The 26,715-nt window shown below is 62.7% G+C and carries 27 protein-coding genes and 1 pseudogene; 15 read left to right on the top strand and 13 right to left on the bottom strand.

Features of this window, described 5'->3' with window-relative positions:
- Nucleotides 1-7 precede the first annotated feature (7 nt).
- Nucleotides 8-1,750, bottom strand: coding sequence for an L-arabinonate dehydratase (gene araD / locus C7450_RS28395; RefSeq protein ID WP_110377865.1), 1,743 nt, complete (start codon nt 1,748-1,750; stop codon nt 8-10).
- A 399-nt stretch (nt 1,751-2,149) separates the two neighbouring features.
- On the opposite strand from araD, the gene C7450_RS28390 reads away from it, so the two are divergent.
- The 4 genes from C7450_RS28390 (at nt 2,150) to C7450_RS28375 (ending at nt 5,765) form a co-directional block, all read left to right on the top strand.
- Nucleotides 2,150-3,400 (top strand): ABC transporter substrate-binding protein, encoded by a 1,251-nt coding sequence (locus C7450_RS28390; RefSeq protein WP_110377864.1) that lies wholly within the window; start codon nt 2,150-2,152, stop codon nt 3,398-3,400.
- Nucleotides 3,401-3,600: 200 nt separating this feature from the next.
- Nucleotides 3,601-4,539: a carbohydrate ABC transporter permease gene (locus C7450_RS28385; protein ID WP_110377863.1), complete on the top strand. Its 939-nt coding sequence runs from the start codon at nt 3,601-3,603 to the stop codon at nt 4,537-4,539.
- Complete coding sequence (locus C7450_RS28380) at nt 4,539-5,351, top strand: carbohydrate ABC transporter permease (protein ID WP_110377862.1); 813 nt, start codon at nt 4,539-4,541, stop codon at nt 5,349-5,351. Before C7450_RS28385 ends, C7450_RS28380 begins: the two co-directional genes overlap by 1 nt.
- 9 nt (nt 5,352-5,360) lie before the next feature.
- Nucleotides 5,361-5,765 carry a carboxypeptidase-like regulatory domain-containing protein gene (locus tag C7450_RS28375; protein WP_110377861.1) on the top strand — a complete coding sequence of 135 codons (405 nt, stop codon included), beginning with the start codon at nt 5,361-5,363 and terminating at the stop codon, nt 5,763-5,765.
- A 2-nt stretch (nt 5,766-5,767) separates the two neighbouring features.
- On the opposite strand, the gene C7450_RS28370 is transcribed toward C7450_RS28375, so the two are convergent.
- The gene (locus C7450_RS28370) at nt 5,768-6,661 is read right to left on the bottom strand and encodes an SMP-30/gluconolactonase/LRE family protein (protein WP_110377860.1); all 894 of its coding nucleotides are present in this window, start codon (nt 6,659-6,661) and stop codon (nt 5,768-5,770) included.
- A 4-nt stretch (nt 6,662-6,665) separates the two neighbouring features.
- Nucleotides 6,666-7,337, bottom strand: a complete 672-nt coding sequence (locus C7450_RS28365; protein WP_110377859.1) for an SDR family oxidoreductase — start codon at nt 7,335-7,337, stop codon at nt 6,666-6,668.
- Nucleotides 7,338-7,610: 273 nt separating this feature from the next.
- On the opposite strand from C7450_RS28365, the gene C7450_RS28360 reads away from it, so the two are divergent.
- The gene (locus C7450_RS28360; protein ID WP_110377858.1) at nt 7,611-8,096 is read left to right on the top strand and encodes an SRPBCC family protein; all 486 of its coding nucleotides are present in this window, start codon (nt 7,611-7,613) and stop codon (nt 8,094-8,096) included.
- A 30-nt stretch (nt 8,097-8,126) separates the two neighbouring features.
- A pseudogene (locus C7450_RS28355) lies at nt 8,127-8,288 on the top strand (cupin domain-containing protein); the annotation flags it as partial.
- Between the two features lie 118 nt (nt 8,289-8,406).
- Here the strand turns inward: C7450_RS28355 and C7450_RS28350 are convergent.
- Nucleotides 8,407-8,763, bottom strand: a complete 357-nt coding sequence (locus tag C7450_RS28350) for a DUF488 domain-containing protein (protein WP_110377857.1) — start codon at nt 8,761-8,763, stop codon at nt 8,407-8,409.
- Nucleotides 8,764-8,983: 220 nt separating this feature from the next.
- Between C7450_RS28350 and C7450_RS28345 the strand changes: the two genes are divergently transcribed.
- Nucleotides 8,984-9,688 carry a glutathione S-transferase N-terminal domain-containing protein gene (locus C7450_RS28345; RefSeq protein WP_110377856.1) on the top strand — a complete coding sequence of 235 codons (705 nt, stop codon included), beginning with the start codon at nt 8,984-8,986 and terminating at the stop codon, nt 9,686-9,688.
- Between the two features lie 100 nt (nt 9,689-9,788).
- Here the strand turns inward: C7450_RS28345 and C7450_RS28340 are convergent, their stop codons facing one another.
- Entirely contained in the window at nt 9,789-10,487 is a 699-nt protein-coding gene (locus tag C7450_RS28340) for an RraA family protein (protein WP_110377855.1), read from the bottom strand.
- Between the two features lie 76 nt (nt 10,488-10,563).
- On the bottom strand, nt 10,564-12,126 hold the full coding sequence (locus tag C7450_RS28335; protein WP_110377854.1) for an ABC transporter substrate-binding protein: 1,563 nt from the start codon (nt 12,124-12,126) through the stop codon (nt 10,564-10,566).
- 276 nt (nt 12,127-12,402) lie between these two features.
- Between C7450_RS28335 and C7450_RS28330 the strand changes: the two genes are divergently transcribed.
- The 5 genes from C7450_RS28330 (at nt 12,403) to C7450_RS28310 (ending at nt 17,272) form a co-directional block, all read left to right on the top strand.
- Nucleotides 12,403-13,140: a FadR/GntR family transcriptional regulator gene (locus tag C7450_RS28330; protein ID WP_110377853.1), complete on the top strand. Its 738-nt coding sequence runs from the start codon at nt 12,403-12,405 to the stop codon at nt 13,138-13,140.
- Between the two features lie 3 nt (nt 13,141-13,143).
- Entirely contained in the window at nt 13,144-14,085 is a 942-nt protein-coding gene (locus C7450_RS28325) for an ABC transporter permease (protein ID WP_110377852.1), read from the top strand.
- A 225-nt stretch (nt 14,086-14,310) separates the two neighbouring features.
- A complete protein-coding gene (locus tag C7450_RS28320) occupies nt 14,311-15,213 on the top strand; it encodes an ABC transporter permease (RefSeq protein WP_210206562.1) in 903 nt (300 codons plus the stop codon).
- A gap of 78 nt (nt 15,214-15,291) precedes the next feature.
- Nucleotides 15,292-16,482, top strand: coding sequence for an enolase C-terminal domain-like protein (locus tag C7450_RS28315; protein WP_110377851.1), 1,191 nt, complete (start codon nt 15,292-15,294; stop codon nt 16,480-16,482).
- A gap of 25 nt (nt 16,483-16,507) precedes the next feature.
- A complete protein-coding gene (locus tag C7450_RS28310) occupies nt 16,508-17,272 on the top strand; it encodes an RraA family protein (protein ID WP_110377850.1) in 765 nt (254 codons plus the stop codon).
- Between the two features lie 58 nt (nt 17,273-17,330).
- On the opposite strand, the gene C7450_RS28305 is transcribed toward C7450_RS28310, so the two are convergent.
- The 7 genes from C7450_RS28305 to C7450_RS28275 form a co-directional block, all read right to left on the bottom strand.
- Complete coding sequence (locus C7450_RS28305) at nt 17,331-18,050, bottom strand: GntR family transcriptional regulator (protein ID WP_110377849.1); 720 nt, start codon at nt 18,048-18,050, stop codon at nt 17,331-17,333.
- Between the two features lie 280 nt (nt 18,051-18,330).
- Nucleotides 18,331-19,056, bottom strand: a complete 726-nt coding sequence (locus C7450_RS28300) for an aspartate/glutamate racemase family protein (RefSeq protein ID WP_110377848.1) — start codon at nt 19,054-19,056, stop codon at nt 18,331-18,333.
- Nucleotides 19,057-19,779: an ABC transporter ATP-binding protein gene (locus C7450_RS28295; protein ID WP_110377847.1), complete on the bottom strand. Its 723-nt coding sequence runs from the start codon at nt 19,777-19,779 to the stop codon at nt 19,057-19,059.
- A 3-nt stretch (nt 19,780-19,782) separates the two neighbouring features.
- The gene (locus C7450_RS28290) at nt 19,783-20,562 is read right to left on the bottom strand and encodes an ABC transporter ATP-binding protein (protein WP_110377846.1); all 780 of its coding nucleotides are present in this window, start codon (nt 20,560-20,562) and stop codon (nt 19,783-19,785) included.
- A complete protein-coding gene (locus C7450_RS28285) occupies nt 20,559-21,542 on the bottom strand; it encodes a branched-chain amino acid ABC transporter permease (RefSeq protein WP_110377845.1) in 984 nt (327 codons plus the stop codon). Before C7450_RS28285 ends, C7450_RS28290 begins: the two co-directional genes overlap by 4 nt.
- Nucleotides 21,543-21,546: 4 nt before the next feature.
- Entirely contained in the window at nt 21,547-22,413 is an 867-nt protein-coding gene (locus C7450_RS28280) for a branched-chain amino acid ABC transporter permease (RefSeq protein ID WP_110377844.1), read from the bottom strand.
- A gap of 237 nt (nt 22,414-22,650) precedes the next feature.
- On the bottom strand, nt 22,651-23,853 hold the full coding sequence (locus C7450_RS28275; RefSeq protein ID WP_110377843.1) for an ABC transporter substrate-binding protein: 1,203 nt from the start codon (nt 23,851-23,853) through the stop codon (nt 22,651-22,653).
- Nucleotides 23,854-24,047: 194 nt separating this feature from the next.
- Between C7450_RS28275 and C7450_RS28270 the strand changes: the two genes are divergently transcribed.
- From C7450_RS28270 to puuE, 3 genes are read left to right on the top strand one after another with little or no spacing between them, the layout of a single operon-like run.
- Nucleotides 24,048-24,461 (top strand): DUF3830 family protein, encoded by a 414-nt coding sequence (locus C7450_RS28270; RefSeq protein ID WP_110377842.1) that lies wholly within the window; start codon nt 24,048-24,050, stop codon nt 24,459-24,461.
- Between the two features lie 6 nt (nt 24,462-24,467).
- Nucleotides 24,468-25,727, top strand: a complete 1,260-nt coding sequence (locus C7450_RS28265) for a Zn-dependent hydrolase (RefSeq protein ID WP_110377841.1) — start codon at nt 24,468-24,470, stop codon at nt 25,725-25,727.
- Nucleotides 25,720-26,634 carry an allantoinase PuuE gene (gene puuE, locus C7450_RS28260; protein ID WP_110377840.1) on the top strand — a complete coding sequence of 305 codons (915 nt, stop codon included), beginning with the start codon at nt 25,720-25,722 and terminating at the stop codon, nt 26,632-26,634. The genes C7450_RS28265 and puuE overlap by 8 nt, the downstream gene beginning before the upstream one ends.
- Nucleotides 26,635-26,715: the final 81 nt, after the last annotated feature.

Here is a 26,715-nt window from a genome sequence, read left to right as displayed (position 1 = left end):
GCCGGGATCAGAAAATCTCCGGCTCAGGTATAGCCGCCCCGGCCTCGAGAAAATCGAAATCGCAGCCCTTGTCGGCCTGCGTGATGTGCCTTTCCACAATCACCCCATAACCGCGGCTGAACCGTTGTGGCGGTGGCTGCCAGCCGGCCCGCCGCCGGGCAAGCTCCTCGTCGCTGACGAGCAACTCGAGCCGGCGGTTGGGCACGTCGAGCAGGATCTCGTCACCCGTCTGCACCAGGGCGAGCGGCCCGCCCACGTGGGACTCCGGCGCGACATGGAGCACGCAGGTGCCATAATGCGTCCCGCTCATGCGCGCGTCGGAAATGCGCACCAGGTCGCGGATGCCGCGGTCGAGCAGGCGCTTCGGCAAGGGCAGCGCTCCCCATTCCGGCATGCCCGGCGCGCCGACCGGGCCCGCCCCGCGCAGGACGAGCACGCTGGTCTCGTCGATGGCAAGATCCGGATCGTCGATGCGGGCATTGAGTTCAGCGTGGCTGTCGAAGACCACCGCGCGGCCGCGATGGGTGAGCAGATGGTCGCTCGCCGCCGACGGTTTGATGACCGCGCCGTCCGGCGCGAGATTGCCGCGCAGCACGGCGATCGCAGGCCGATCCACGACCGGCCTGTCGAGCGGACGAATGACGGTGTCGTCATCCACCCGCGCCTTCGCCAGAACCTCGCGCCAGGAAAGGCCGGCAACCGTCATGGCGTCGAGATCGAGCCGGTCCGCGATCCGCGACATCAGGCCTGTGAGCCCGCCGGCGAAGAAGAAGTCCTCCATCAGGGCATCGCCCGCCGGGAAGATATTGGCCAGAACCGGCGTCTGGCGGGCTGCCTCATCGAAATCCTCGAGCGAGATGGCAAGCCCCGCGCGCCGGGCGATCGCGACGAGATGCACGGCCGCGTTCGTCGAGCCGCCCAGCGCCGCATCGACGTGCAGCGCGTTGCGCACCGACCCCGCCGTGAGAATATCGAGCGGTTTCACGTCGCTCCACACCATCTCGACGATACGTTCGCCGCAGGCCGACGCCATGCGCGGATGCGCGGCATCCATCGCCGGAATGCTCGATGCACCCGGCAGCATCAAGCCGAGGGCGTCGGCGATCGAGGTCATGGTGGATGCCGTGCCCATCGTATTGCAGGTGCCGGGCGAGCGCGTCGAAATGCCTTCGATCTCGACCATCTCAGCCTCGCTGAGGTGGCCGGCGCGATAGTCGTCCCAATACTTGCGGGTGTGCGTGCCCGCGCCGACCTTGGTGCCGCGCCAGCGCCCGTTCAGCATCGGCCCCGCCGGGCAGTAGATCGCCGGGATATTCATGCTGATGGCGCCCATGACGAGGCCGGGGGTGGTCTTGTCGCACCCGCCGAGCAGCACCGCCCCGTCGATGGGGTGCTGGCGCAGGAGCTCCTCCACCTCCATCGCCAGAAAATTGCGATAGAGCATGGTCGTCGGCTTCACCATCACCTCGCCGAGCGACATGGCCGGCAGTTCGACCGGAAAGCCGCCAGCCCGCAGGATGCCCCGCTTCACGGCTTCGGCGCGCTCACGCAGATGCGCGTGGCAGGGACTGAGGTCGCTCCAGGTATTGACGATGGCGATGACGGGACGCCCCATGAACTCATCGCGCCGGAAGCCCATCTGCTGCATGCGCTGGCGATGGGCGAAGGCGCGCATGCCGCCCGCGGAATACCAGCGGGCGCTGCGCAACTCACCGGGTTCGCGCCGCGGCGGACGCTCATTTTCGCTCATCTGTTCACTCCGCACATCAGCGCCTGCCCCCGCCGCAATCCGGCCGGGAGTTGCACCAGATGAAATCGCTTGCAAGACGCCCGCCAGAGGCGCGCGCCTTCGTCCTCAATATCATCTAACTTTCTGAGAATAATAATTTTCCTGCATCTCCTCGGCGCGTGCCAGCTGACCGCTTGACCGCATCTCTGCAAGCGCTATCATCATCTCAAGAATGGGCGTTGGCAATCCATAACAATGAGCCGCGCACTCTTGCGAGGGGATGGAAGGAAGTTCCGGCATATGCCGTGGAATGCATGAATCGTCTGCATCGCGCCGGGAGGCCAGACGGCATCGCGCGCTGTGAAGGTGCATGACGCCGGCGCGGGTGGCGGACAGCGAAGAAGCACGAGGGAGGATGGAATGGACCGCAGGACAGTGATCAAGGGCGGACTGGCGATGGCGGGCGTACTCGCCGCTCCCGCCTATCTCAGAGCCCAGTCCAACAAGAAAATCAGTATGCTGACCTGGAATATCGCGGACCAGGAAGCCTACTTCAAAGAACTGTTCGCCGATTTCACCAAGGATAATCCGGGCGTCGAGATCGAATGGCTGGACAAGAAGGGGCCGGAATTACCGGCGTTCTACCAGACGCAGCTGGTCGCGGGAACCGCGCCCGATATCATCGACCTGCAGGGCATGATCTGGGTGGAATGGGCGGCCAACGGCGCGCTGCTCGATATGTCGCCCATGCTCGAGAAGGAGCCCGCCGTCGCGAAGCTCTACAACCCCGATTATCTCTCGGGGTTCGTCTATGATAAAAAGCAGTTCGCCATTCCGTTCTATGTCGCCAAGACGCTGCTCTATTACAACAAGACAATGTTCAAGGAAGCGGGTTTGTCCGGACCGCCCAAATCCTTCGATGAGATCATCAATTTCTCGCAGGCCATGGCGAAGGGCGAGAAGACCGGCTTCCTGACCCTCAATTTCGACTGGCTCTACTGGCCGCTGATGCGGATGAACGGCGTGGAGCTCCTGAAGCCGGACATGCGCACACCCGCCTTCAATACGCCCGAAACCGCCGCGGTGCTCGACAAGCTCGCCAAGGCGACCGCCTCGGGCGGCATTAACAAGATCGCCTGGACAGGGCGCTGGGTGGAACCGAACGGCGCCTTTGCCTCGGGCAATGTCGGCATGCTCCAGGCGCATTCGGCCTCGTATTTCTTTGTCAAGGGCCAGGGCCCCTGGGTCAACCCGGACACGCTCGGTGCAACGCAGGCGCCGGGCAACTGGTCCACCCCGACCAACCACGCTTTCGTCATCTCGAAGTCCTCGAAGAACCCGGAAGTCGCCTGGGCCCTCATCAAGCATATGACGGGCAACAAATGGGCGACGAAATTCGCCCTGAGCCGGCGCATTCTCACCGGCAACGTCGAGGCGGACAATACGGTCCTCGCCAAGATGAAGACCGAGGACCCGCTGGCCCACGCCGTCCTGCAGACGCAGATCGAGCATACGGACAAGATGACCGGCAACTGGCCTCTGCCCAATGATGCGCAGGTCAAGGATGCGTTCTGGCCGGAAATCCAGAATGCGGTGCTCGGCCGCAAGGATTCGAAGACGGCCCTGGCCGATGCCGAGCGCGCCGTCACGCGCGTCATGCGGCGCTCTTGAAAGGTGGCGCGCCCCACGGCGCGGCTCCCTTGCCGGCCTGGGGGAGCCACACGCTGAGGCGTTCTGCCGGAGTAACCGAGAGCATGTCCCCGTGAACTCCGGTTCACCGGACATGCTTCAGGTCATTGTTTTCGCGCATTTTCTGCACGCGAACCGGTTTTCCCTTCGCTCGAAAATGCGCCGATGCGCGGAAGGATATAATGGTTACGGCGACTGTCGAAGCGGGACGACGTCACCGCTCTTCCTTCATAGCCCGAAAGACGACGCGGCAGGCGGTGCTGATCTGGTGCTTTCTCGCCCCGTCGTTATTGATTTTTCTGCTTTATCGCATTCTCCCGCTCGCCTGGAACGTCATTCTGTCCTTTCAGGCCTGGTCGCCCTTGCGCCCGGCCGTCTGGATCGGCTTCGACAATTACGACGAGATGCTGACGGACGAGGTGTTCTGGCAATCGCTCTGGAACACGCTCTACATCATCGGGTCGGCGCCTATCGGGATCGCGATCGCCCTGGCGCTGGCGCTTCTCGTCAATGCCGACATCCGCGGCCGGGACGTCTATAGAACCGCGATCTTCCTCTCCTATCCGCTGATGACGGTCGCCGTTGCGATCATCTGGCGATGGATGTTCGACGAACGCGTCGGGCTGATCAACTATGTCGCGCGCTCCCTTCATCTCGTCGATTCGCCGATCCAGTTTCTCAATTCCTTCACCTGGGCGCTGCCTTCGGTCATCGCAGCCAATATCTGGCAGATGCTGGGGTTCTACATGATCATTCTGCTGACGGGACTTCAGAATATCCCGGGCAATCTCTACGAGGCGGCGGAGATCGACGGCGCCAATGCCTTTCGCCGTTTCCTGCGCATCACCCTGCCGCTGCTGAAACCCTCGATCTTCCTGTGCTTCGTCATCGGTATGCTCAATTCCGTCACGAGCTTCGATCTGGTCTATGTGATGACCGGCGGCGGGCCGGGCCGCGCGACGGAAATTCTCGTGACCTATATCTACAAGCTCGGCTTCGTGCAGACGCGCTTCGACTATGCCGCGGCCGTCACCGTGGTGTTCTTCATCATGTTGATCACAATAGCCTGGGCGGCCAACCGTTTCTCGGGCGGCAACGCCGGCGCCGTGGAGAGGGACTGATGCGTCACTACCCGCGCTGGCCGATCCATCTCATCCTGCTCGTCGCGAGCTTCATCATGCTCGTGCCGTTCTACTGGGTGCTCAAGACATCCGTGTCGGGCGAGAACATCTTCACCTACCCGCCGAACATCATCCCGCGCAATCCGCATCTCTTCTATTATGTGGATGTCTGGTATGCGATTCCCTTCGCGCGTTATTTCCTCAACAGCGTCATCGTCTCCGTCCTGACGATCGCCGCCAATGTCATCTTCAATGCGATGGCCGGCTATGCGCTGACGCGTGGCTTCCGCGGCAAGAACCTCGTGCTGATGCTGTTTCTGTCCTGCATGATGGTGCCGTTCCAGGCCACCATCATTCCGGCCTATCTCATCACCGGCAAGCTCGGCCTGCTCGATTCCTATCTCGGCCTCGCCTTGCCGCAGTTCTCGACGATCATCTGCATTTTCGTTTTCAAGGCGAGTTTCGATGCAGTGCCGAAGTCCTTGATCGATGCGGCAAAGATCGACGGCCTGTCCGAGTGGCGGATCATCTGGAAAGTGATGATGCCGCTTGCCAAATCCGCCATGGCGACCAATATCATTCTGTCGTTCATCTGGTCATGGAACAACTTCCTCTGGCCGTTGATCATGACGCGATCGGCCGACATGCAGACCCTGCCGCTTGGGCTCTCGCGCTTCCTGTCCTACCAGGAGGACACCACCGGCGCGCTTTACGCGTTCTGCGTCATGGTTCTCGCACCCGGCATCCTGCTTTTCCTCCTGGCGCAGAAGGAGTTCATCCAGGGGCTCACATCTGGCGCCACCAAAGGATGAGGCCGCATCGTGGACGATGAAGATTATCAAAGCCCCCCCTGGCGCAAATGGCTCGTCAACCGCTTCGTGATGACGCCGCTCATCATCCTGCTCATCGCCGGTGCGTGGGACCTCTACGCGAACACACATAACAGCGGTCTGGTGGAAGGCACCGTCGTGGATGCCGCCGGCAATCCCGTCGCTGGCGCCGACGTGACGCTGTGGACCTTCAATTTCACGACCTTCAGCGAAAAGGGCCGCACGACAAGCGGCCCGGACGGTCGCTTCACCTTTACCGACAATCCTTCGCACCATATCCAGGTCAGCGCGACGAAGCCGGGCGTGGGCTCATCCCAGCGCCGGCCGATCCGGCTGTTCTTCCAATCCCAGGACACGCGCATTCAAGAGCCGTTCGTGCTGTCCGGCGGCGCTTGAAATCAACCGGCGAATTTCGGCTCGGGGAGGCCGCGAACACCGAGGCCGTGCAGCGCAAAGACCGCGCCGGCATGGTCGACGCTCGCGCGTTCGGCTTCGGGAACCATCGATGCCGCGCTCGTCACGTAGAGAATATCAAGCGCAGGTCCGCCAAACGTGCACATGGTCGGATGCTTCACGGGGACATCGATAAGGCGGTCGAAGCGGCCCTTCGGATCCACCCGCGCAATCTGCCCGCCATGGACGAGCGCGCACCAGTAGAAACCTTCGCTGTCGACCGTTGCGCCGTCACAGCGGCCGGGGATGTCGCGGGTCGAGAAAAACAGGCGGCGATTGGAAATCGCGCCGGCATCAAGGTCGAAATCATAGGCAAAGACAGACTCAGCACGGCTGTCCGCAAAGTATAGGGTGCGATCGTCCGGCGAAAAGGCGATGCCATTGGAGACGATGAAGCCGCGATCCATCAAGGTGACATGCGCGCTGTCATCCAGGCGATAGAGCGAGCCGGTGGGATGGGCGAGATCAGCATCGCGCGAGCCGCACCAGAAGCGCCCGCGCCTGTCGCATTTGCCGTCATTGAGGATGTTCAGGGGGCGCTCCGGCTCGGGATCCATAAGGCGCTTCACGAAGCTCGTGCCGCGGTCGTCCACGAGCTCGACCAGCGCGAAGCCGGTCTGCAGAGCCGCGACAATGCCGCCCTTGTCGCGGAAGCCGAAGGAGCCGATCACCGCCGGCATCTGCCAGGAGGCGATCTCGCCATCCGCACCCATCCTGTGCAAGGCCGGACGCAAGGCATCCACCCAATAGAGCGCCTGCTCCTCCGGATGCCAACACGGACATTCGCCAAGCTGGTTGCGGTTATCGACGACGACTTCGATATCGGGTGTGCAATTCATAATTTTACCACGGCAGCGGCTGGTCGTGATAGGTCTGGAAGATCCCCGTGTGGTGCCGGCCGGCGCGATGCAACACGCCACGCATGCCCGCTACGCTCTCGGCGACGGGGACGCGCCCGCCGGGTTCGGTCGCAGCCCAGCCCGGATGCAGCGCGATCACGCTGACATGGCGCGGCGCGAGGTCTACCGCAAGTGACTTGACCACCATGTTGAGCCCGGCTTTGCTTGACCGATAGGCATAGGAGCCTCCGGAGTTGTTGAGCGCAATCGATCCCATGCGGCTCGATACGAAGGCCATGGTCTTGAGTTCGCTGGCTGCCACATTTTCGACGAGGCATTCCGCCAGTTTCATGGGACCGATCAGGTTCGTCTCGAGGATCCGCCGCCAGTTCGCATAGTCCGTCTGTCCGAATGGCGGATGCGGCCGGCCAATGCCCGCATTGTTCAAAAGGATGTCGACGGGAGCGCCGGCGAGCCCTTCTGCGAAGGCTTCGATTGCCGCGTGATCGGTGACGTCGAGCTTCGATACCGTGATGTCACCGGGGATCGCCCGCGCCTCGTCCGCATTGCGCAGATCAAGACAGGTGGCATGGACACGATGTCCGTCCGCCGCATATTGCCTTGCGAATTCGAGGCCTAGGCCGGTGTCGCAGCCTGTGATGACGATCATTGCCATAGGAAGACCCAGAAGCTGTGAGAACGTGTTGCACCTGGCCCGTTGGTGCCGCCTGTTTCAGTTGCGTGGCCAGCTCAGATGGAGGTGAGACCAGAACTCTGCCAGGAAAAGAAAGTGCCCGTATGGGGCCTATAAGAAAATTCGAAAATCGCAGCATCGCGACGCAAATAGCGTGACGGGTGCTGGATGCCGAATCGATGATAGCGTTTACAGTATGAAACGCAACGTGCAGTCTGCCACGGACAACTGTAGATCTTGCGAGGAAACAGCCCCATGACACCGACAGCAACGACACCCGCTGCACATGAACTATCCCTGACGCGGACGATCGCGGCCCCCCGCCACGCTGTGTTTCGTGCCTGGACCGATCCCGCGCTTCTGAAGCAGTGGTTCGCGCCTCGCCCGTGGAGCGTCAGCGAAGCCGAACTCGACGTCCGTCCCGGCGGATCGAATTTCATCGTCATGCGCAGCCCGGACGGCGAAGATTATCCCAATCGCGGCATCTATCTTGAAGTCGTCGAGAACGAACGGCTCGTCCTGACGGATGCTTACAGCGAAGCTTGGGTTCCTTCCGAGAAGCCCTTCATCACGATCATCCTGACCTTCGAGGACGAGGCGAACGATCCGGGCAAGACGCGCTATACAGCGCGTGTCCGCCACTGGACGGCCGAAGATCGCGAAACCCATGAAGGCATGGGTTTCCACGAAGGCTGGGGCCGCTGCACGGACCAGCTGGAAGAGGTTGCCGCGCGGCTATGAGGCGGGCCTGCCGCATTCGCCTGCCGGGCCTATGAATTCTGCCCTATTCTCGAAGGGGCCATCGAGATCGCCGAAGACGGCAAGGAGCCCCTCGCCTCTCGTGCCGGCGACAGCTTCGTGATGAAGCCGGGCTTCGCCGGCACGTGGAGGACGGTGAAGACCGTCCGTAAGATCGACGTGATCGTCGGCTGACCGGCCCCGTCTCGTCCGCGTGGTCCATGGCGCATGGTGAACGCATGGCCGTGGATGTCGGTGCCAATCGGCCTTGCATTCCCCGCCGCATCGTCGGCAATGGGGCCGTCGTCCGGGCTCAGCCCAGCCGCTTTTCGAGATAGCTCTTCAAGGCGACCGCATTGTTGTAAGTTGTCTCCCGCGCGGCATAGAGCAGCGTGACAGGCCCTTTCGCAATGAGGTCCTCCAAGGGTTTCAAAGCCTCGGGATGCGCATCGAGTTCCTGAGCATAGCGCTCGCAGAACGCGTCCCAGAGTTCTGGCTTGTGATGGAATACCGCGCGCAGCGCGTTGCTTGGCGCGATATCACGAAACCATCCGGTCAGATCAGCCGCATCGCGGCGGACACCGCGTGGCCATAAGCGATCCACGAGCACCCGCGCGCCGTCGGAGGCGGCCGGCGCATCATAAATTCTCTTGGTCATGATAGCGGTCATTGCACCCCCCTGATACTTTGGTCCTTTGGCATTTCGGCGCGGTCGCTTCCATCTAAGCCTGCGGTGGCTTCTACCCCAAGCATAACGGACAACAGCGGCATGTCTCCAGCACGGTTGCTCGCGCCATCCTGCGGCGCAAAACTGCCGGACGAGAATCACCTTCGAGGATTACGCCGCCACGCGGCGCTTGTCCTCTCATTTGGCACCGAGGAACCGCTTCATGCCCGACCTGTCGACGTTCCCCATCACCGCGCGCTGGCCTGCGCAGCATCCCGATCGCATCCAGCTCTATTCCCTGCCGACGCCCAATGGCGTCAAGGTCTCGATCATGCTGGAGGAAACGGGACTGCCCTATGAGCCGCATACCATCAATATCGGCCAGAACGAGACATGGACGCCCGAATTCCTGTCGCTCAATCCGAACGGCAAGATCCCGGCGATCATCGATCCCGACGGGCCGGGCGGCAAGCCGCTCGGATTGTTCGAATCCGGCGCTATTCTTCTCTATCTCGCGGAAAAGACCGGCCGCTTTCTGCCGGCGGAAGCGGCCGCACGCTACGAAACCATCCAGTGGGTTTTCTTCCAGATGGCCGCGGTCGGGCCGATGTTCGGCCAGCTCGGCTATTTCCACAAATTTGCCGGCCGCGAAATCGAGGATAAGCGTCCGCTCGAGCGCTATCGCGCGGAATCGAAGCGCTTGCTCGGCGTCCTGGAGACCCGTCTCGCCGGCCGTGAGTGGATCATGGGAAGCGACTACACCATTGCCGATATCTCGCTTCTCGGCTGGGTGCGCAATCTCATCGGCTTCTACGGCGCAGGCGAGCTCGTCGATTACGCGAGCCTCAAGAACGTCCCGCAATGGCTTGAGCGTGGCCTGGCCCGGCCGGCGGTCCAGCGCGGTCTGGAGATTCCGCCGCGTCCTTGAGATCGCAGGTGCGAAAGGCTCACGTGCCGCGCTGGCATAACGGCCGGAATCCCGGATGTCGCCATCCGGGATTCTCGCTTTTGAATGATCCCGGGAGGGCTCACAGCTTCTTGTAGCGCCCGTAGACCTCCTCGGCATCATTCGCCGGATCGGCGAAGTCGGCGCGGGCACGGGTCTCCGTCGCGGCATGCTCCTCCGCGAGCCGCAGCACATCGACGGTCCGCTCCTTGGGAACAACGAGCACTCCGTCGATATCGCCGAACATGAAGTCACCCGGGTTGACGGTGACGGTCGCGCTCAGATTGCCGCGCAGCGTGATCGGCTGCTGCCACCGATAGTAGCTCCAGCGGGCGACCGCCTCGACCGGCGAGTGGTAGCGGCGAAAACAGGGGAAATCCATCTTGAGGATCAGCCCGCTGTCGCGAATGCCGCCGTCGATGACGGCCCCGACCACGCCCTTCGCGCGACCGAGCACCGCATTCATCTCCCCATAATGCGCGACCCTGGCATCGAAGCCGCAATCGCGGACATCGATGCAGGGATGGCGCATATCACCGAACATCTTGATGCGACGTTCGCGAAGCCCGGGATCACCGGTCGGGTCGGAAATACCCTGCACGGTGAACGCCGGTCCGGCGATGACCATGTCATCCCGGAGCGGCCTGATATCCGTGGCAAGCGACTGATTGGGCAGGCCCATCTCATCCATGATGTCATAGACGAGCCCTGTATAAAGTCGCTTGTAGCGCTCGATGATATCGAGCATATCCGGCGCACCGGGCAACACATTAAACGTCATCGATATCACTCGTCTCTGACCGTTGAACTGCTCGACGTCATCTTCGATATATTGGGATCAACTTTTGGTGATCCAATCAGCCCTTGGCAATCCACGCTTCGGCCAGTTGCCAGGCCCCGCCGGAGTCCAGGACAATATTCTGAAGTTGCTTGCGTGCAACATGGCGCGCTTCCCGGAAAAACAGCCAGGAATAGTAATTGTTGGCGTTCAGGACCGTCTGCAACTCCTTGTAGATGGCTTTGCGCTTGGCCTGATCGGTCTCCTCGCGCCCCTGGTCGACCAGCCTGAAGACGTCCTCGTCATTGATGCCGGACCAGTTCTGGGCCGCCGCGCGGCCGAAGAACGGCCCGAAGACCTGGTCGGGATCGGCACGCGGCACATTCACGCGGCCGATGGCGATCTCGTGCTGGTGATCCAGCACCTTCGGCACCCACGCCTGGCGCTCAAGGATCTCGATCTCGAGGTTGATCTTGAACGGCTTGAGCTGTGCCTGGACGATCTGCGCCACCTGGGTATCGGGATCACGCTGAATGATCGACAGCTTGGCGTTGAAGCCGTTCGGCTGCCCGCCCTCCTTGAGAAGCTCCTGGACCTTGGCGGGGTTGAGGGTCGGGGCGGGAACGCTCGCGTCGAAAGCCCAGTCCGTCGGCGGCACCCAGGTCGGGGTCACGGCGCCGAAGCCACGGGTGATTCCCTTCATCAAGACATTGCGGTCGACGCCATGGTTGACGGCGGCCCGCAGCGCCGGATTTGTAAATATTCCCTTGGTGACGTTGAAGGTCATCCACTGGGCTATTCCAGGCGGCACCGCAACAAGCTTTAGCTCCGGATTGGCCTGCACTTCCTCGAAATCACGCGGTGTGACGCCATCGACGAGTTGTACGCCGCCCGACTTGACCTCGACCATCTTGACGGCCGTCGTCGGTATGATGCGCAGCACCACTGCATCGGAATAGGGAAGCTTCTTTCCGTCGGCGCCGTCCCGCCAGTAGCGTTCGTTGCGCACGAAGCGCATATGGCTGCCGCCGACCCATTCCGCAAATTTGTAGGGTCCGGTGCCGACCGGTTGGCGGCCGAAGTCCTGTCCGAGCCTCTTCAAGGCTGCAGGCGAGCACATCATGCCCGCTTCAACAGCCAGAGATGCAAGGGCTGCACCGGAAGCCTTCTTGAGATTGACGCGAACCGTCGTGGGATCGATCGCCTCGGCCCCCGCGATATCGGCAAAATCGGGTGTGCGTGGTGCGGTCGAGCCTGGCGCTATGACGCGGGAAATATTCGCGACGACGGCATCTGCATTGAAAGGCTCTCCGTCGTGAAAAACGACATCGGGGCGTAGCTTGAATACGATCGACTTCTTGTCGCCCGACCACTCCCAACTCGTGGCCAGCGACGGCTGCAGGTTACCCCGTTCGTCGAATTTGAGCAGACCCTCAAAGAGCTGGATCAATGCATAACGATCCGAGGTCGGCGCGTCCCCCATGATGGGGTCGAGGCTCTTGGGCTGGAGGTCCATGGAAGCCGTGATGGTGCCTCCGCGAACAGGAGCGCCCTGCGCAAAGGCCGGAAAGCCGGATAAGCCCGCAACCAGTCCCGCGCCCGAGGCGCCGATCAGCAATCCGCGACGAGAAATGATGGACATGAAAGGTCTCCTCCAACGGGCGCGCGCGGCATCCGCGACGCCTCATTGGGACCTACATATCAGATATGTTTTCCACCGCGCAATAGGCTTCTGGCACCACTTTCTGCCCGACATCATTCGTCTCGGACAGGGCGAGAAAGCCCCGGATCTGTCATTTTATATTATTAAACAATAACTTGAAAAGCCCGACAGGAGCCGCGACATCGCGGCAGGATTTTCGACCTATCAGATAGGTCCGCGATTGACCACGTCTCACTAATAAGATATCTGTTAGGCATGTTGGAAACGCCCACGACAACAAGCGACAAGCAGCGCCTGACCGAAACGGTCACCCAGTTCGTCATCGACCGGGTGAGCCAGAAAGTGTTTCGCCCAGGCGACTCCCTGCCCTCCGAGGCCGATCTTGCGCGCCAGCTCAATGTCTCGAAGCCCGTCGTGCGGGAGGCATTGGGACGGCTCGCCGCGCTCGGCATCGTCCAGATCCAGCAAGGCAAGCCGACGACCATCCAGGGGCTGACCGTTGCGCCGCTGGACCAGTTCCTGCGGCTGGCCGTGCGCACTATCGACAATGGACTGCGCGAGGCGATCGAGCTTCGGCGTGCCGTCGAAACGGAAATCGCGGCGCTCGCGGCAGAGCGGGCAACGCCGTTCCAGATCGAGCAGGTCGAAATCGCACTCGACAAGATGAAGCGCAATATAAACGGGAGCCTCGAGCAATGGCTTCAGGCTGATTTTGCTTTTCACGTCGCTCTGGCCCGGTGTTCCGACAACACGCTGTTTGAGCATTTCATGGAAGCGCTCGGCGACACGATCCGCTTCACGCAGCGGGCGCTCGGCCTGCAGCGCGACCTGCGCGACCCGGAAGCGACCTATGCCCGTCACAAGGTTATCGTCGACGCCCTGAAAGCGAAGGATCCTGCGGCGGCCCGCGCCGCCATGATCACGCATTTCGCCTTCACCGACGCCGTGGTCGCCGAGATCGCGCGCGATCACCGCCGTCTTGACCGGTTCTGAGCCATGGTCAGCTATTTCTCACGCAAGCTGGTACAGATGTTGCCGGTGGCCTTTTTCGTCACGGTGATCGTCTTCGCATTGACGAACCTCCTGCCCGGCGACCCGACCGTGACCATTCTCGGCGAGCAGGCAACGGCGGACCAGCGCGCCGCGGTGCGCGTGGAATATGGGCTCGATCAGCCCGCCCCCGTGCGCTACGCAACATGGCTCGGCCGCGTCGTCCAGGGCGACTTCGGCCGCTCGTTGCGCACCCGTGAGGATGTGGGTGCGATGCTCAGCGCGCGTATACCCGTGACGCTCGAACTGGCTTTCCTGTCCATCCTCATCGCTGTCGCCATCGGCGTGCCAGCCGGGATCGTCGCCGCGCGCTTTCGCGGCACCGTCATCGACGTCATGACGAGTTTCCTGGCCATGTCATCTGTGGCTATTCCCTATTTCTGGATGGGGATACTTCTGATCATGCTGTTCTCCCTCAAGCTCGGCTGGTTACCGGCCTCCGGCTATGCCCGGTTCACCGAAGATCCAGCCCAGAATCTGAGGCTCATGATCCTGCCGGCCCTGACCATCGGCACGGCGTTTGCGGCGCTCGTCATGCGGCAAACACGCGCCTCGATGCTGCAGATCCTCTCACTCGACTATATCCGCACGGCGCGCGCCAAAGGCCTCAGCGAACTCATCGTGGTCCTCAGGCACGGCCTGCGCAACGCGCTGATCCCGGTCATCACGGTCATCGGCCTGCAGATCGGTGCCCTGCTTGGCGGCGCGGTGGTGACAGAGACCGTCTTCGCGCTGCCGGGTCTCGGCCGCATGCTGGTCGATGGCATCTTCCAGCGGGACTTTCCTGTCATACAGGGTGCCATCCTGTTCATCGTCGTCGCGGTTTTCGCCGTCAATCTCTTCACTGACTTCATCTATCGCATCCTAGACCCCAGAGTTCAGGTATAGAGCCTTCACGTCACGGCCAGACATTGTGCCGGAGCGCGATTTTCGAGGCGCGGTCGCCTCAGGAACGCTCCCGGCCTTCCGCCGGCCCTCGTGGACTATCAGGAACCGCGCGCAGCGGTTCGCCTGGAACGGCTCGCTACCCGGCGGATCTTGCGTTTCCGCGATGCCGGAGGAAGCGGACATGCTTCGGGCATCCGCGAAGATGCAGCAAACAGAGGTGCCAACGTGACCCATGTGAGCGCCATGGCCGATATCCCCTCCGCGCAGCGCGCGCGCCCATCGCGGTCGCCCAGCGCGATCTTTCTCAGGCGCGTCCTCACATCGTGGCAGGGGGCGTTTGGCGTCACTGTACTGGTCGTCATCGCAACCCTCGGGCTATTGGCGCCGTGGATCTCGCCTTATTCGCCCCTCGACATCAATCCGGATGCGTTCATGGAGCCGCCCAGCGCGGCCCATTGGTTCGGTACTGACGAGATCGGCCGCGACGTGCTCTCGCGCGTCCTCTATGGCGCGTCCGTATCGCTCGAGGTCGTCGTGCTGGCTGTCGGCATCGCGCTGGCCGCCGGCTCTCTGCTCGGCCTCATTTCCGGCTGGCTCGGCGGTGCCTGGGACGCGCTCATCATGCGTATCATGGATGCCTTCCTCGCCTTTCCGCTGCTCGTCCTGGCCCTTGCGATCGTCGCCGTGCTCGGCCCCGATCTCATGAACGCCATGCTGGCGATCGCCATCACCAAGACCCCCGGCTTTGCGCGGCTGGTGCGCAGCGAAGTCCTCGCCATGCGCGAGATCGACTATATCAAGGCCGCTGAATCCGTCGGTGTCAGCAACCTGCGCATCCTCCTGCGCCATGTCTGGCCGAACGTGTCGGGCAACGTCATTGTCTACGGCTCGCTCTCCGCCTCGCAGGCGCTGATCACGGAAAGCGCGCTCTCCTTCCTCGGCCTCGGCGTGCAGCCGCCGACCCCCAGCTGGGGCTACATGGTCGCAACGGGCATCCAGTTCTACCAGTCCTGGTGGATGAGTTTCTTTCCCGGCCTCGCCATCTTCATCACCGTACTTGCGTTCAACTTTCTCGGCGACGCCGTCCGCGACGCACTCGACGCCCGGCTCGGCGGGCGCCGCGAATAGGCGGGCCAGCCAGCGGGCTCAGCGGCCGCCGCGCGGCTGGTGTCGGACGGCGGCCCAATTCTTGAGGTTTCCAATTCCATGAAGATCATCGACATGAAGGTGCGCTGCGTGGCGATCCCGCTCAACGCGCAACTGCGCCATAACACGGGTGTTCATCCCGGCTATCTCATGCGCACGGTGCTGGAGCTCATCACCGATGAGGGGATCGTCGGCCTCGGGGAAGTCGGCGGCGGTGACCAGCGTGGCGCCCTGATGAAGCTGAAGCCGCGCATCATCGGCATGGATCCGTTCCATCTCGAAGTGATCAAGCTGAAGACGCTGCGGGCGATCTACTATCTCTCCAACGCGCGGCTCTACGCCGCGATCGAGATGGCCTGCCTCGACATCCAGGGCAAGGCGCTGGGACGGCCGCTCTGCGACCTCTTGGGCGGGCCGGTGCGCGATCGCATCGCCATGATCGCCTATCTCTTCTGGCGCTACGATCGCCCCGGCGGCGGCCATGACGAGCACCCGGAAGACATGGCGGATCTCTGCCAGGAGCTCCACGAGACGCTCGGCGTCACCGCCATGAAGCTCAAGGCGGGTGTCCTGGCGCCGGAGGTCGAGGCGCGCGCCGTCGAACTCTGCCGCGAGCGCATGGGCCCGGACTTCGGCCTGCGCATCGATCCCAACGGCGTCTGGTCCGTGCCGACCGCCATCCGCATCGGCCAGCGGCTGGAGGCCGTCGGGCTGGAATATCTGGAGGACCCGTCATGGGGGCTTGAAGGCAACGCGGCGGTGCGCAAGGCGGTGCGCATTCCCATCGCCACGAACATGTATCCGGCCAAGTTCGATGATCTCGGCCCGGCCATTCGCCTGGGCGCCGTCGATATCGTCCTGACGGATATTCACTATTGGGAGGGGCCGCGCGGCGTGAAAGATCTCGCCGCGGTCTGCCGCACGTTTGGTCTCGGTGTCGCCATGCATTCCGGGGCCGAATTCGGCATTGAACTGGCCGCCATGCTGCATACCGCCGCGACGATCCCGGAAATGAGCTTCGCAGGCGATGCCCATTATCACTATCTCACCGACGATATCATCGAAGGTGGGTTGATGCGTTACGAAGGCGGCGCGATCCGCGTGCCCACGGGGCCGGGCCTCGGCGTGACGCTCGATGAAGACAAGATGCGCCACTACGCCGCTTTCTACGAAGAGAAGGGCGATTACTACGCCCGCTTCCATCAGGACCCTTACCGGCCGGATTGGTACCCGGTTGTCGGCGGCCTGTAAGACATTCCACAAGGAGAGACCCACAATGTCGACCTCAGCGGTCAAAGCCGATACCGGTGCCCTCCAGCGCGAGGCCGCCATGATGAACCTGGAGCGCCTGATCCACGAGCGTGAAGTCGTCGACATCCCGCCGCTCTCGATCCCTGACGACGAGCTGCTGGCGCGCTATGAGCAGCTCTATACGGGCGCGATCAGCGACGTCTTGCGCGAGCATTGCCTGATGGACCAGGCGCTGCCGGGCGCGCTGGTGCCCCTGCGGCCGGAGAAGACCGTGGCCGGCTTTGCCTTCACCGTCAAAAGCGCGCCGAGCACCAGGGTTTCCGGCGAATTGACCTTCCGCACCGGCATGCTGGATGCGATGGCCGCCGGCAGCTTCGTGGTCTGGGATACATCCGGCGATCTCGAGGCGACCGCCTGGGGCGGCGTGATGACGGCGACCGCCATCGGCAAGGGCATCCGGGCGGCGGTCATAGACGGCGGCATTCGCGACACCCACCAGATCCTCGAGAAGGATTTTCCGATTTACTATCGCTATCGCAGCCCGAATGGCTCCCTTGGCCGCTGCCTGATCTCCCATTACCAGATCCCCATCCGGATCGGCACGGCCTGGATCAGGCCTGGCGATATCGTTGTCGGCGACATCGACGGCGTCATCGTCGTGCCGCGCAAACTCGCGGTCGCCATTCTGCTGCGCGCCGAGGAAGTCCTGACCAATGAGAAGAAGATCTTCGGCTGGGTCGCCGACGGCGAGAGCATCCAGTCGATCACCGACAAGGGCGGCTATTTCTGATCGTCTGGTTGCTGTGACGATATCTCCGACGCGGGCTTGCGCCTGCGCCGGGGAGGCCTCAAGGCTTGTCGGCAGTGAGAACGTCGGCCAGCCGGGACGCCTCCTTTTTCTCGCGGGCGAGATCCAGCCCCGAGAGCAGATCGACGATGTGGCTCTTCATGAGGGCCGCCGCGTCGCTCTCCGCGCCCTTGGCGAGGGCATCGCACAAAGCTTGATGCGCATGGCGCTCGCAGGTCGTATCCCGGCGACGCCAGTAGAGCGCGATAATGAGGGACGACCGCGACACGAGATCCCGCACGAAGCCGGTCAGGATCGAATGATCGGCGATTTCCGCGATATCGACATGGAAACGCGCAGACAGGGCGATGGCATCCGCGTCCCGTCCGGCATGCAGCGCCTCATGCTCCAGCTCGAGATGGTGGCGCAGGCGCACGATATCGGCGGGCTTGGCGGCCGCGGCGGCCAGGCCCGCGACCTTCGGCTCGATCAGCGCGCGCGCCTCGAAGACCTCGCGCGCCTCCTTCTTGGAAGGCTCGGCGATGAAGGCCCCGCGGTTGGGCTTCAACTGCACCAGACGATCATGCGCCAGGGCCTGAAGGGCCGCCCGCACGATCGTGCGGCTGACCGAATAGATCGACGCAAGCTCATCCTCCGGCAGCTTTGTACCGGGCGACAGACGGTGGCTGATAATCGCCTCGCGCAGGCTATCGTAGATGGGATGCCAGCCGGCGGTGCGCTCGCTGTCTTGTTTCAACGACGTCTCACGCGTGTGATCCATGGACCAAGTTCCGGAAACCCGCCGTTCGGTTGCACACACATACACAACCTTCCGGTGCCTCCCCGGATCGGACGTTCAACGCGCGCGTATCTCTCCCCATCCTCGCATGCGTTCACGATACTGGTCCGGGCAAGCCACATATTCCGATAGGAATAGCGCTTTCCACAAGCTGCACCCATTGCCACAGCCGCCTGTGCGGCGTCAATTCTCAGTACGGTCGCGGATTTGATCGCCTGTCACGCTGACAGGCCGTCTCGCCTCGCCTCCTCGATACCGAAGCTCACGGAGATGCCGGCGCGAACAGGCCCGCGAAGGATTTGCTGCGCGGTGACGCATACCCCCCCAGCTTGGAGGTCCTGGCCCCCAGGCTGACGAGCCCCTCCGTAAGTTTCACCGCGCAGGCCACGCCGTCGAGCACCGGCAAGCCGTGCTCAGACGACAGGCGATCAGCGAGATCCGTCATGCCGGCGCATCCCAATACGATAGCCTCCGCATGATCGTCGGCAATGGCACGCGCAATTTCCGCGGAGATCGCGTGATAGGCTTGCGACCCCGGGCGTTCGAGCTCCAGCACAGGGACCTCAGAGGCGCGCACGCGGGCGCAGCGTGTCGCCAATCCGTATTTGCCAAGATTATGCTCGATCGCCGGCACGGAGCGCGCGAGCGTCGTGACGACGCCAAAGCGCCCTGCGACGAGACTCGCCATATGAAAGGCGGCCTCGCCGATCCCGATAACGGGCGCATCGGTGATGCAGCGTGCGGCATCGAGACCCGTGTCGTCGAAACAGGCTATGACATAGGCATCCATGTCAGGCGCCTTGCGCATCTCCGCGATCAACCCTGGAACGGCAAAGACCTCATCGAAATAGCCCTCGATGCTCGGCGGCCCATCGAGAGGATTGACCGCGACGATCTCCGTACCCGGAGCGGCGACACGCATGCATGCGGCCGCGATCTTGTCTGTCATGGAAGCCGTTGTATTGGGATTGACCACCAGAATACGCACTTAAACTTCTCCACCGAGATACAAATCCTTCACCCGGCTGTCCTCGAGGAGTTCAGCCGAGTTCCCGCTCAGCGCCACCTTGCCGGTCGCGATGGCATAGGCCCGCTGCGAGATGCGGAGCGCCATGCGTGAGTTCTGCTCCACCAGGAGTACGCTGACCTTGTCCTCCCGATTGATCGCCACGATCGAGCGGGCGATGTCCTGCACGAGCTTCGGCGCGATGCCGAGCGAGGGCTCATCCAGCAGCAGCAAGCGCGGACGGGCCATCAGCGCGCGGCCGATGACCAGCATCTGCTGCTCGCCACCGCTCATGGTTCCGGCCGCCTGGGTATAGCGTTCCTTGAGCCGCGGAAAACGGGCGAGCACCATCTCCAGCGATTGCCGGATCTCGGCCTTGTCGGTTCGCGTGAAGGCACCCATCAGGAGGTTGTCGCGCACGCTCATCAGCGGGAACACGCGCCGCCCTTCAGGCACCATCGAGATCCCCATCCGCACGATCACATCCGGCCCGGCCTTGTCGATGCTCTGGCCGTCGTAGCGGATGGAGCCGGACCGGATTCCCTTCAAACCGGTGATCGCGCGCAGGATGGACGACTTGCCGGCACCATTCGCGCCGATCAACGCGACCGTCTCGCCCTCGTTGACGTCGATCGACACGCCTTTCAAGGCATAGACGTGGTCGTAATAGAGCTGCACGTCCTTGAGGCTCAGAAGATTACCCATCGGTCAAAGTCCAATCGATTCATCTTCGACACCGAGATAGGCTTCGATGACCGCGGGATTGTCCTTGATCTCCTGCGGCGTCCCCTCGGCGATCTTCTGGCCGAAATTGAGAACCACGATCCGATCCGATATCGTCATGACGGCCGGCATGTCGTGTTCGACGAGGAGCACGGTGACGCCGCGCTCGCGCACCCCGCGAACGATTTCGACGGCGCGCTGCGTCTCTTCATGGTTCATGCCCGCGAACGGCTCGTCGAGCAGGATGACAGCCGGATTGGTCGCAAGGCCGATCGCGATGCCGAGCGCCCGCAGATGCCCATGGGGCAGGTTGCTGGCGATCTCGCTGCGCATGGCCGACAACCCGAGAAAGGTCAGGATTTCGTCCGCCGAGCGACCGAACTCCTCCTCGTCCTGTCGGGCCAGGCGCGTGCCGAAGAAGAAGCCGGCAAGGCTCGCCCGCGAACGCAGGTGATGGGCGGCGATGACATTGTCCCGCACCGTCATCGCTTTGAAGATCGTCGTTTCCTGGAAGGTGCGCACCACGCCCTTGCGCGCCGCCTGATGTGGCGCGAGGCCCGAGATGCGCTCTCCCCGGAAGCGCACCTCGCCGGAGGTCGGCGTGACGAAGGACGAAATGAGCTTGAACAGCGTCGACTTGCCGGCCCCGTTGGGGCCGATGACCGACAGGATCTCCTTCTCCCGCACGGAGAAGGACACGTCCTTGACCGCCACAAGCCCACCATAGCGCTTGGTGAGGGACGATACCGCAAGGATATCGCTCATTGCGTCACCTCCCCGCGGCTGCGCGAGAGGCGCAGGCTGAAGAGGCCATTCGGCAGGACGAGCATCAAGGCGATCAGGATGATCGAGAAGATCAACAGCTGGAAATCGCCGAAGCTGTAGAGAATATCCCAGCCGAAATAGAGCACGAAGGTTCCGAGTATGGGACCAAAGACGTAGCTGAGACCGCCGAGGAAACAATTCAGCATGAAGTTGACCGAATCCGCGACCGTGAAGCTGGAGGGATAGATGGATTGGGTAATCGATGCGAAGATCGCCCCGCCGAACCCACCGAGGAAGGAGGATATCGCGTAGGCGATGACCCTAAGCCGCGCGATATCGACACCGATCGACGACGCCAGCTCCTCGTTCTGCTGCAGCGACTGGCAGAGATGGCCGATGCGCGAATTGACGAGCCGGTACATCCCCACGAAGCACAGCACCATGGCGATAACCGCCATGATATAGAAGGCGAGCCTGGGGTTCTCCAGCGTCGCGAAATCCGGGATCAGCGTCAGCCCGAAGATGCGCACGGCACCGGGCAGCGGGATGCTGACAATGCCCTTGGCGCCGTTGGTGATGGGCAAGGCGAGCGCCAAGAGCCGGGCGACTTCCGTGAGGACGAGCGTCACCATGGCGAAATAGACGCCGCGGAGCCGCAAGATCGGCAAGCCGATCAAGACGCTTGCAGCGGCGCAGAAGAGCCCCGCCAGCGGCAGCGTCAACCAGAAGGAAAAGCCGTAGCGCGTCACCAGCACGGCCGACACATAGCCCCCCATGAGCGCGTAGGCGCCCTGGCCGATATTGATGCGGCCGATATAGAAGGTGAGCCAGACACCGGCGCTGATGATGCTGAGCAAGGCGACCGATGTCAGCGTATAATAAAGATCCGCCCGTCCTGACGCCTGGATCCCGAACGGGATAGCCACCAGAAGTAAAACAAGCGAAGCGGCAAGGGCGATGGCATTCCGTGCTTTCATCATGTCATCAACCCCACGGCTTGCCCATGAGCCCGTTCGGGCGAATACTGAGAAATACCATCAGACATACGAAGATGACGAGATAGGTGATATCGCCGAACTCACGCAGCACCGTCAGGCCCACGGATTCCATCATGCCGAGGATGAAACCGCCGGCGATGGCGCCGCCGACAACGCCGGCCCCGCCGATCATCACCATCATGAAGGCCTTGATGGAGATCGGTCCGCCGATGCCCGAACTGATGCCCGTGATCGTCACGAGCAAGCCGCCGACGACCCCCGCGAGCATGGCGCCCAGCGCGAAGCCGATCATCGAGTAGCGCTCGACGTTCACGCCCATCAGCTGCGCCGCCACGCGGTCCTGCGCGAGCGCGCGCATGGCCCTGCCCGTCTTGCTGTATTGCATGTAGAGCACGAAGGTCGCGATCATCACGATGGCAACGACGCCCACGACGATACGGTCATAGGGCATGACGATCGTATCCGACAGGAAGACACCGTTGATGATCTTGGGCACACCGCGCTGTTTCTCGCCGAAGAGAAGAAGAATCACCGCATCGAGCAGAAAGGCGATGGCCGCCGCGAGCAACATGGTGCTCTCGTCGCGTTTGCTGCGGCGGATCACGGGGCGGAACAGGAATTTCTCGCAGAAGGCGCCGACGACGGCCAATGTCAGCCCGGAACAGACCAAGGCGAGCACAAACGGCAGCTTCATCTGCCCGTAGATCGTATAGGTGACGAACCCGCCGAGCACATACATCTGCCCATGGGCGAAGTTCAAAACATTCATCAATGCGAAGATAAGGGTCAGACCCAGCGCAATCAGCGCGTATTGGGCACCGAGATAGAGCCCGTTGACGACAACCTGTTCCATACGGCGTATCCCCGAGGCGCGCAGGACCTGAGGATATCCCCCAGGTCCCGCAGATACAGTGACGGCGCCGCGCTAGTGGTTCTGCTCCGACATTTGCATCCGCCTGATACCGGCCTCGGAGCAAATGTCGGAGTCAAGAGAACCACTAACAAGCGATTGGTTCTAGTGGAGCTTTTGAATTTGACATTTGATCTGGAGCTTGATGTCAGGCGGGACTCAAATGTCAAATTCGCTCCACTAGTCGACCGAGCCGACGAACAGGGTCTCGAATTTCCCGTCCTTGAATTCCGTGACCACCATCGGCACGGAGACCTGACGTTTCTGGCCGAAGGACGTCGTACCGACATATTTCAGGGGATGGCCTTCCTTCACATAGGGGTTGGGCGCAGTGAAGGTATCCATCGTCTTCTTGTATTCCTCGACATTGTCGATGGCCGCCGGATTGGCCTTCAGTGTCTCGATGATGTAATCGAGTGCATAGACCTTGGTGTTGGATTCGTCGTTGTATTCGCCGAATTTCTTCGTGTAGCGCTGGATGAATTCATCCATGGTCTTGGAGCGGATTTCCGGCGTCGAGGCACCGCCGACCGAGATGAAGCCGTTGGCGAGCGCCCCGGCCCCCTCCTGCAGCACGGTGGCGTCCTGTGCCGTTTCCGCGGAGATCAATCCCTGGTAGCCGAGCTCACGGGCCGCGCGGATCAGGAGCGGCGCGTTCCCCGGCGCGACACCCGACAGGACGAGAAGGTCGGGCTTCAGGCGGACGATCGGCGTCAGCACGGGCGTGAAATCGCGCGTATCGTTCTGATAGGTGTCGTTGGCCGCCACGACTTCGAGACCAAGCGCCTTGGCCGCCGCGACGCCGCCGTCACGCTGGCTCAGCGGGTCGGACTCGTTGGCCGCGACGAAGGCGATCTTCTTCACGCCCTTCTTTTCCTTCAGAAACTTGTAGATCTCCGGCGCGGACTGGTAGTTCGCCACCATGCCGAGCACGGCATTGGACGCCGGCTTCTCATACAAGGATTTCGGGAAGGCATAGGGGAAATAAATAATACCCTTCGATTCAGCGACAGGGCGTACCGCAGCCGCGCCGTCATCGACATTCGGGCCGACGACATAGCGAATACCTTCCTGCGCCATCTTTTCCATGCCGGCGATGGCACGCCGCGGATCCTTCTGATCGTCGAAGGTCACGACCGTGATCTTATAGGTGTCATTGCCGATCTTGACGCCACCCTGCTCGTTCAGCCAGTCCGCGCGCGTCTGCATGGAGCGTACGTTGGACGTTCCCCAGGCCGCCGCCGGGCCACTCGTCACCCCGACAAAGCCGATCTTGAGCTCCTTGGTCTGCGCAAAGGCGGGCGCCAGCCCGCCCATCGCCAATGCAGCGGCAGAGACGGCTCCAAGAGCCACGATCTTCAATGATGTGCGCTTCGTGATCATCGTTCGGTTCTCCCCTCTGTCGCTCCGCTTTCGTCCGGGGCGCTGATGTGTCACGCCCCCCGCGGATGCCGCCAGTCTGCTACTATGAAAGCGGATGATTGTTCACATTGCAAGGGGAACTCGTATACAATAGCCTTTACTATTGGATGTAAATTGACAGCGACTGATGCCGCTGGAGGCAGTCTGAGGGATCGATGACGAAAATCAAAATTACTGCAGGACCTTACGCGTTCGAGGCGGTGCTCGAAGAACAGGCAGCCCCCAAAACTTGTGAGATCTTTCGCAACCTCCTGCCGTATAAGGAGAGGATCATTCATGTCCGCTGGAGCGGCGAAGGCTGCTGGATCCCCCTCGGCGAGCAGGATTTTGGGCTGACCTTCGAGAATGCCACAAGTTATCCCGCGCCTGGCCAGTTCATTTTCTATCCCGGCGGCTATAGCGAGACGGAAATGCTGCTCGCCTATGGCGGCGTGCGCTTCGCGAGCAAGATGGGGCAACTCGCCGGCAACCATTTCATGACGATTACCAAGGGGCAGGAGAACCTCGTGGCGCTTGGCAAGCGCACCTTGTGGGAAGGCGCCCAGGATATCCTCTTCGAGCGTCTGTGACCGATCATGCCCGATGCCTCAACAGCCAATCTCGCGATCAATGCCGAGCGGCTCTGGTCGAATATCATGACGACAGCGGCGTTCGGTGGCACCCTCAAGGGTGGTGTGCGCCGCCTGACCCTGTCGGAGGAGGACAGGCGTGTCCGCGACTGGCTGGTCGCGCGGGCGCAGGCCTCCGGCTATGAGGTCGGCATCGACCGGATCGGCAACATCTATATCCAGCGGCCGGGCCGCGATCCTGGCCGCGCGGCAGTCGCCATGGGATCGCATCTCGATACCCAGCCGACAGGCGGCAAGTTCGACGGCATCCTCGGAGTGCTGGCGGGTCTGGAGGTTCTGGAGACCCTGGACGAGGCCGGCATCGCGACGGAGGCGCCGCTCTGCCTCGTCAACTGGACCAATGAGGAAGGTGCGCGCTTCGCGCCCGGGGAACTCGGCTCTGAAGTCTATGTCGGCCATGTCGCGCTGGAGGCCGCACTCGCCTGCCGCGATGCGGAAGGTGTCACCGTCGGCGAGGCCCTGTCCGCCATCGGCTATGCCGGCACGGAAGTGCCCGGCGCCCGGCGTTTTGCGGCCATGGTGGAACTGCATATCGAGCAGGGTCCGCTTCTCGAGGCGGAGAACCTGACCATCGGGGTGGTCACGGCCGCCAAGGGCCAGCAATGGTACAACGGCATGGTGAGCGGCCGCGAAAGCCACGCCGGCACCACGCCGATGACCCTGCGCCGCGATGCGCTGATGGCCTTCGCGGAGCTCGCGCTCGCGGCCGAGCGCATCGCCCGCGCCCATGCCCCGGACGGGGTCGGCACCATCGGCATGGCTGAGGTCAGCCCCGGGTCCCGCAATACCGTACCCGGCGAGGTTCGCTTCAGCCTGGAGTTCCGCCATCCGGACCCGGATCACTTCGGCCGCATGCGCGCCGAGATGCGCGCGGAGGCCGAGCGCATCGCCGCGGCGCGCGACGTCACCGTCACGCTCGATCCGATCTGGAGCATGGAGCCTTTGTCCTTCTCGCCGGACGTCGCAGCCACGATCGCCCAGGCGGCAGCCGCACGCGGGTTGCCCTATCGGGAGATGACGTCGGGCGCCGGCCATGATGCCTGCGCCGTCGCGTCAGCCGTGCCCACCGCCATGATCTTCGTGCCGTGCAAGGACGGCATCAGCCACAACGAAGCAGAGAGTGCTACACTCAAAGACTGCGCTGCCGGCGCGAATGTCCTCTTGCACAGCGTCCTCGCCCTTGCCGGAGTTTCCCACCATGACTGACGTTCCCTATCCCCGCGATCTCGTCGGCTATGGCCGCACGCCTCCGGCCGTCCGATGGCCGGGGGAGGCGCGCGTCGCCGTCCAGTTCGTCGTGAACTATGAGGAGGGCGGCGAGAACTCCATCCTGCACGGTGATCCGGCATCGGAGGCCTTCCTGACGGACGTGCTCGGCGCCCAGCCCTGGCCGGGACAGCGCCACATGAACGTGGAGAGCATGTTCGAATATGGCGCGCGTGCCGGCTTCTGGCGCCTGCGCCGGCTCTTCGACGAACGCGGGCTGACGGCGACCGTCTTCGGCGTGGCGACGGCGCTGATGCGCAGCCCCGAGCAGGTCGCGGCCATGAAGGAATCCGGCTGGGAGATCGCCAGCCACGCGCTGAAGTGGATCGAATATCGGAACATGTCCGAGGCAGAGGAGCGCGCGCAGTTGCATGAGGCCATCCGCATCCATACGGAGGCGACCGGCGAGCGCCCGCTCGGCTGGTACACCGGGCGCACCTCGGTCAACAGCCTGAAGCTGGTGATGGAGGAAGGCGGCTTCGCCTATTCCTCCGATTCCTACGCGGATGACTTGCCCTACTGGCAATCCGGGCCCCAGGGCGCGCATCTCATCATTCCCTATACCCTCGATGCCAACGACATGCGCTTCATCAACGCGCAGGGCTTTCCCGAGGGCGAGGCGTTCTTCCGCTATCTCAAGGACAGCTTCGACGTCCTCTATGCGGAAGGAGAGACCCACCCGAAGATGATGTCGGTCGGCCTGCATTGTCGCGTCGCCGGGCGTCCCGGCCGTGCTGCCGGCCTCGCCCGCTTCCTGGATTACATCCAGGGCCACGAGCGTGTGTGGGTGGCACGCCGGCTCGACATCGCCCGGCACTGGGCCGCCCATCGCCCGCCGGGCGCATAGAGCAATCCGTCGCGGGGAGCGAGGTCCGATCCCGGCGCCACTGTGCGCGGCCCCACGATTGGACCTTGCGCCCGGCGCTCC

It is taken from the genome of Chelatococcus asaccharovorans, assembly GCF_003201475.1.
Classification (GTDB): Bacteria; Pseudomonadota; Alphaproteobacteria; order Rhizobiales; family Beijerinckiaceae; genus Chelatococcus; species Chelatococcus asaccharovorans.
Note: the sequence above shows the minus strand (reverse complement) of the source record. Positions and strands in the feature narration are given on the sequence as shown.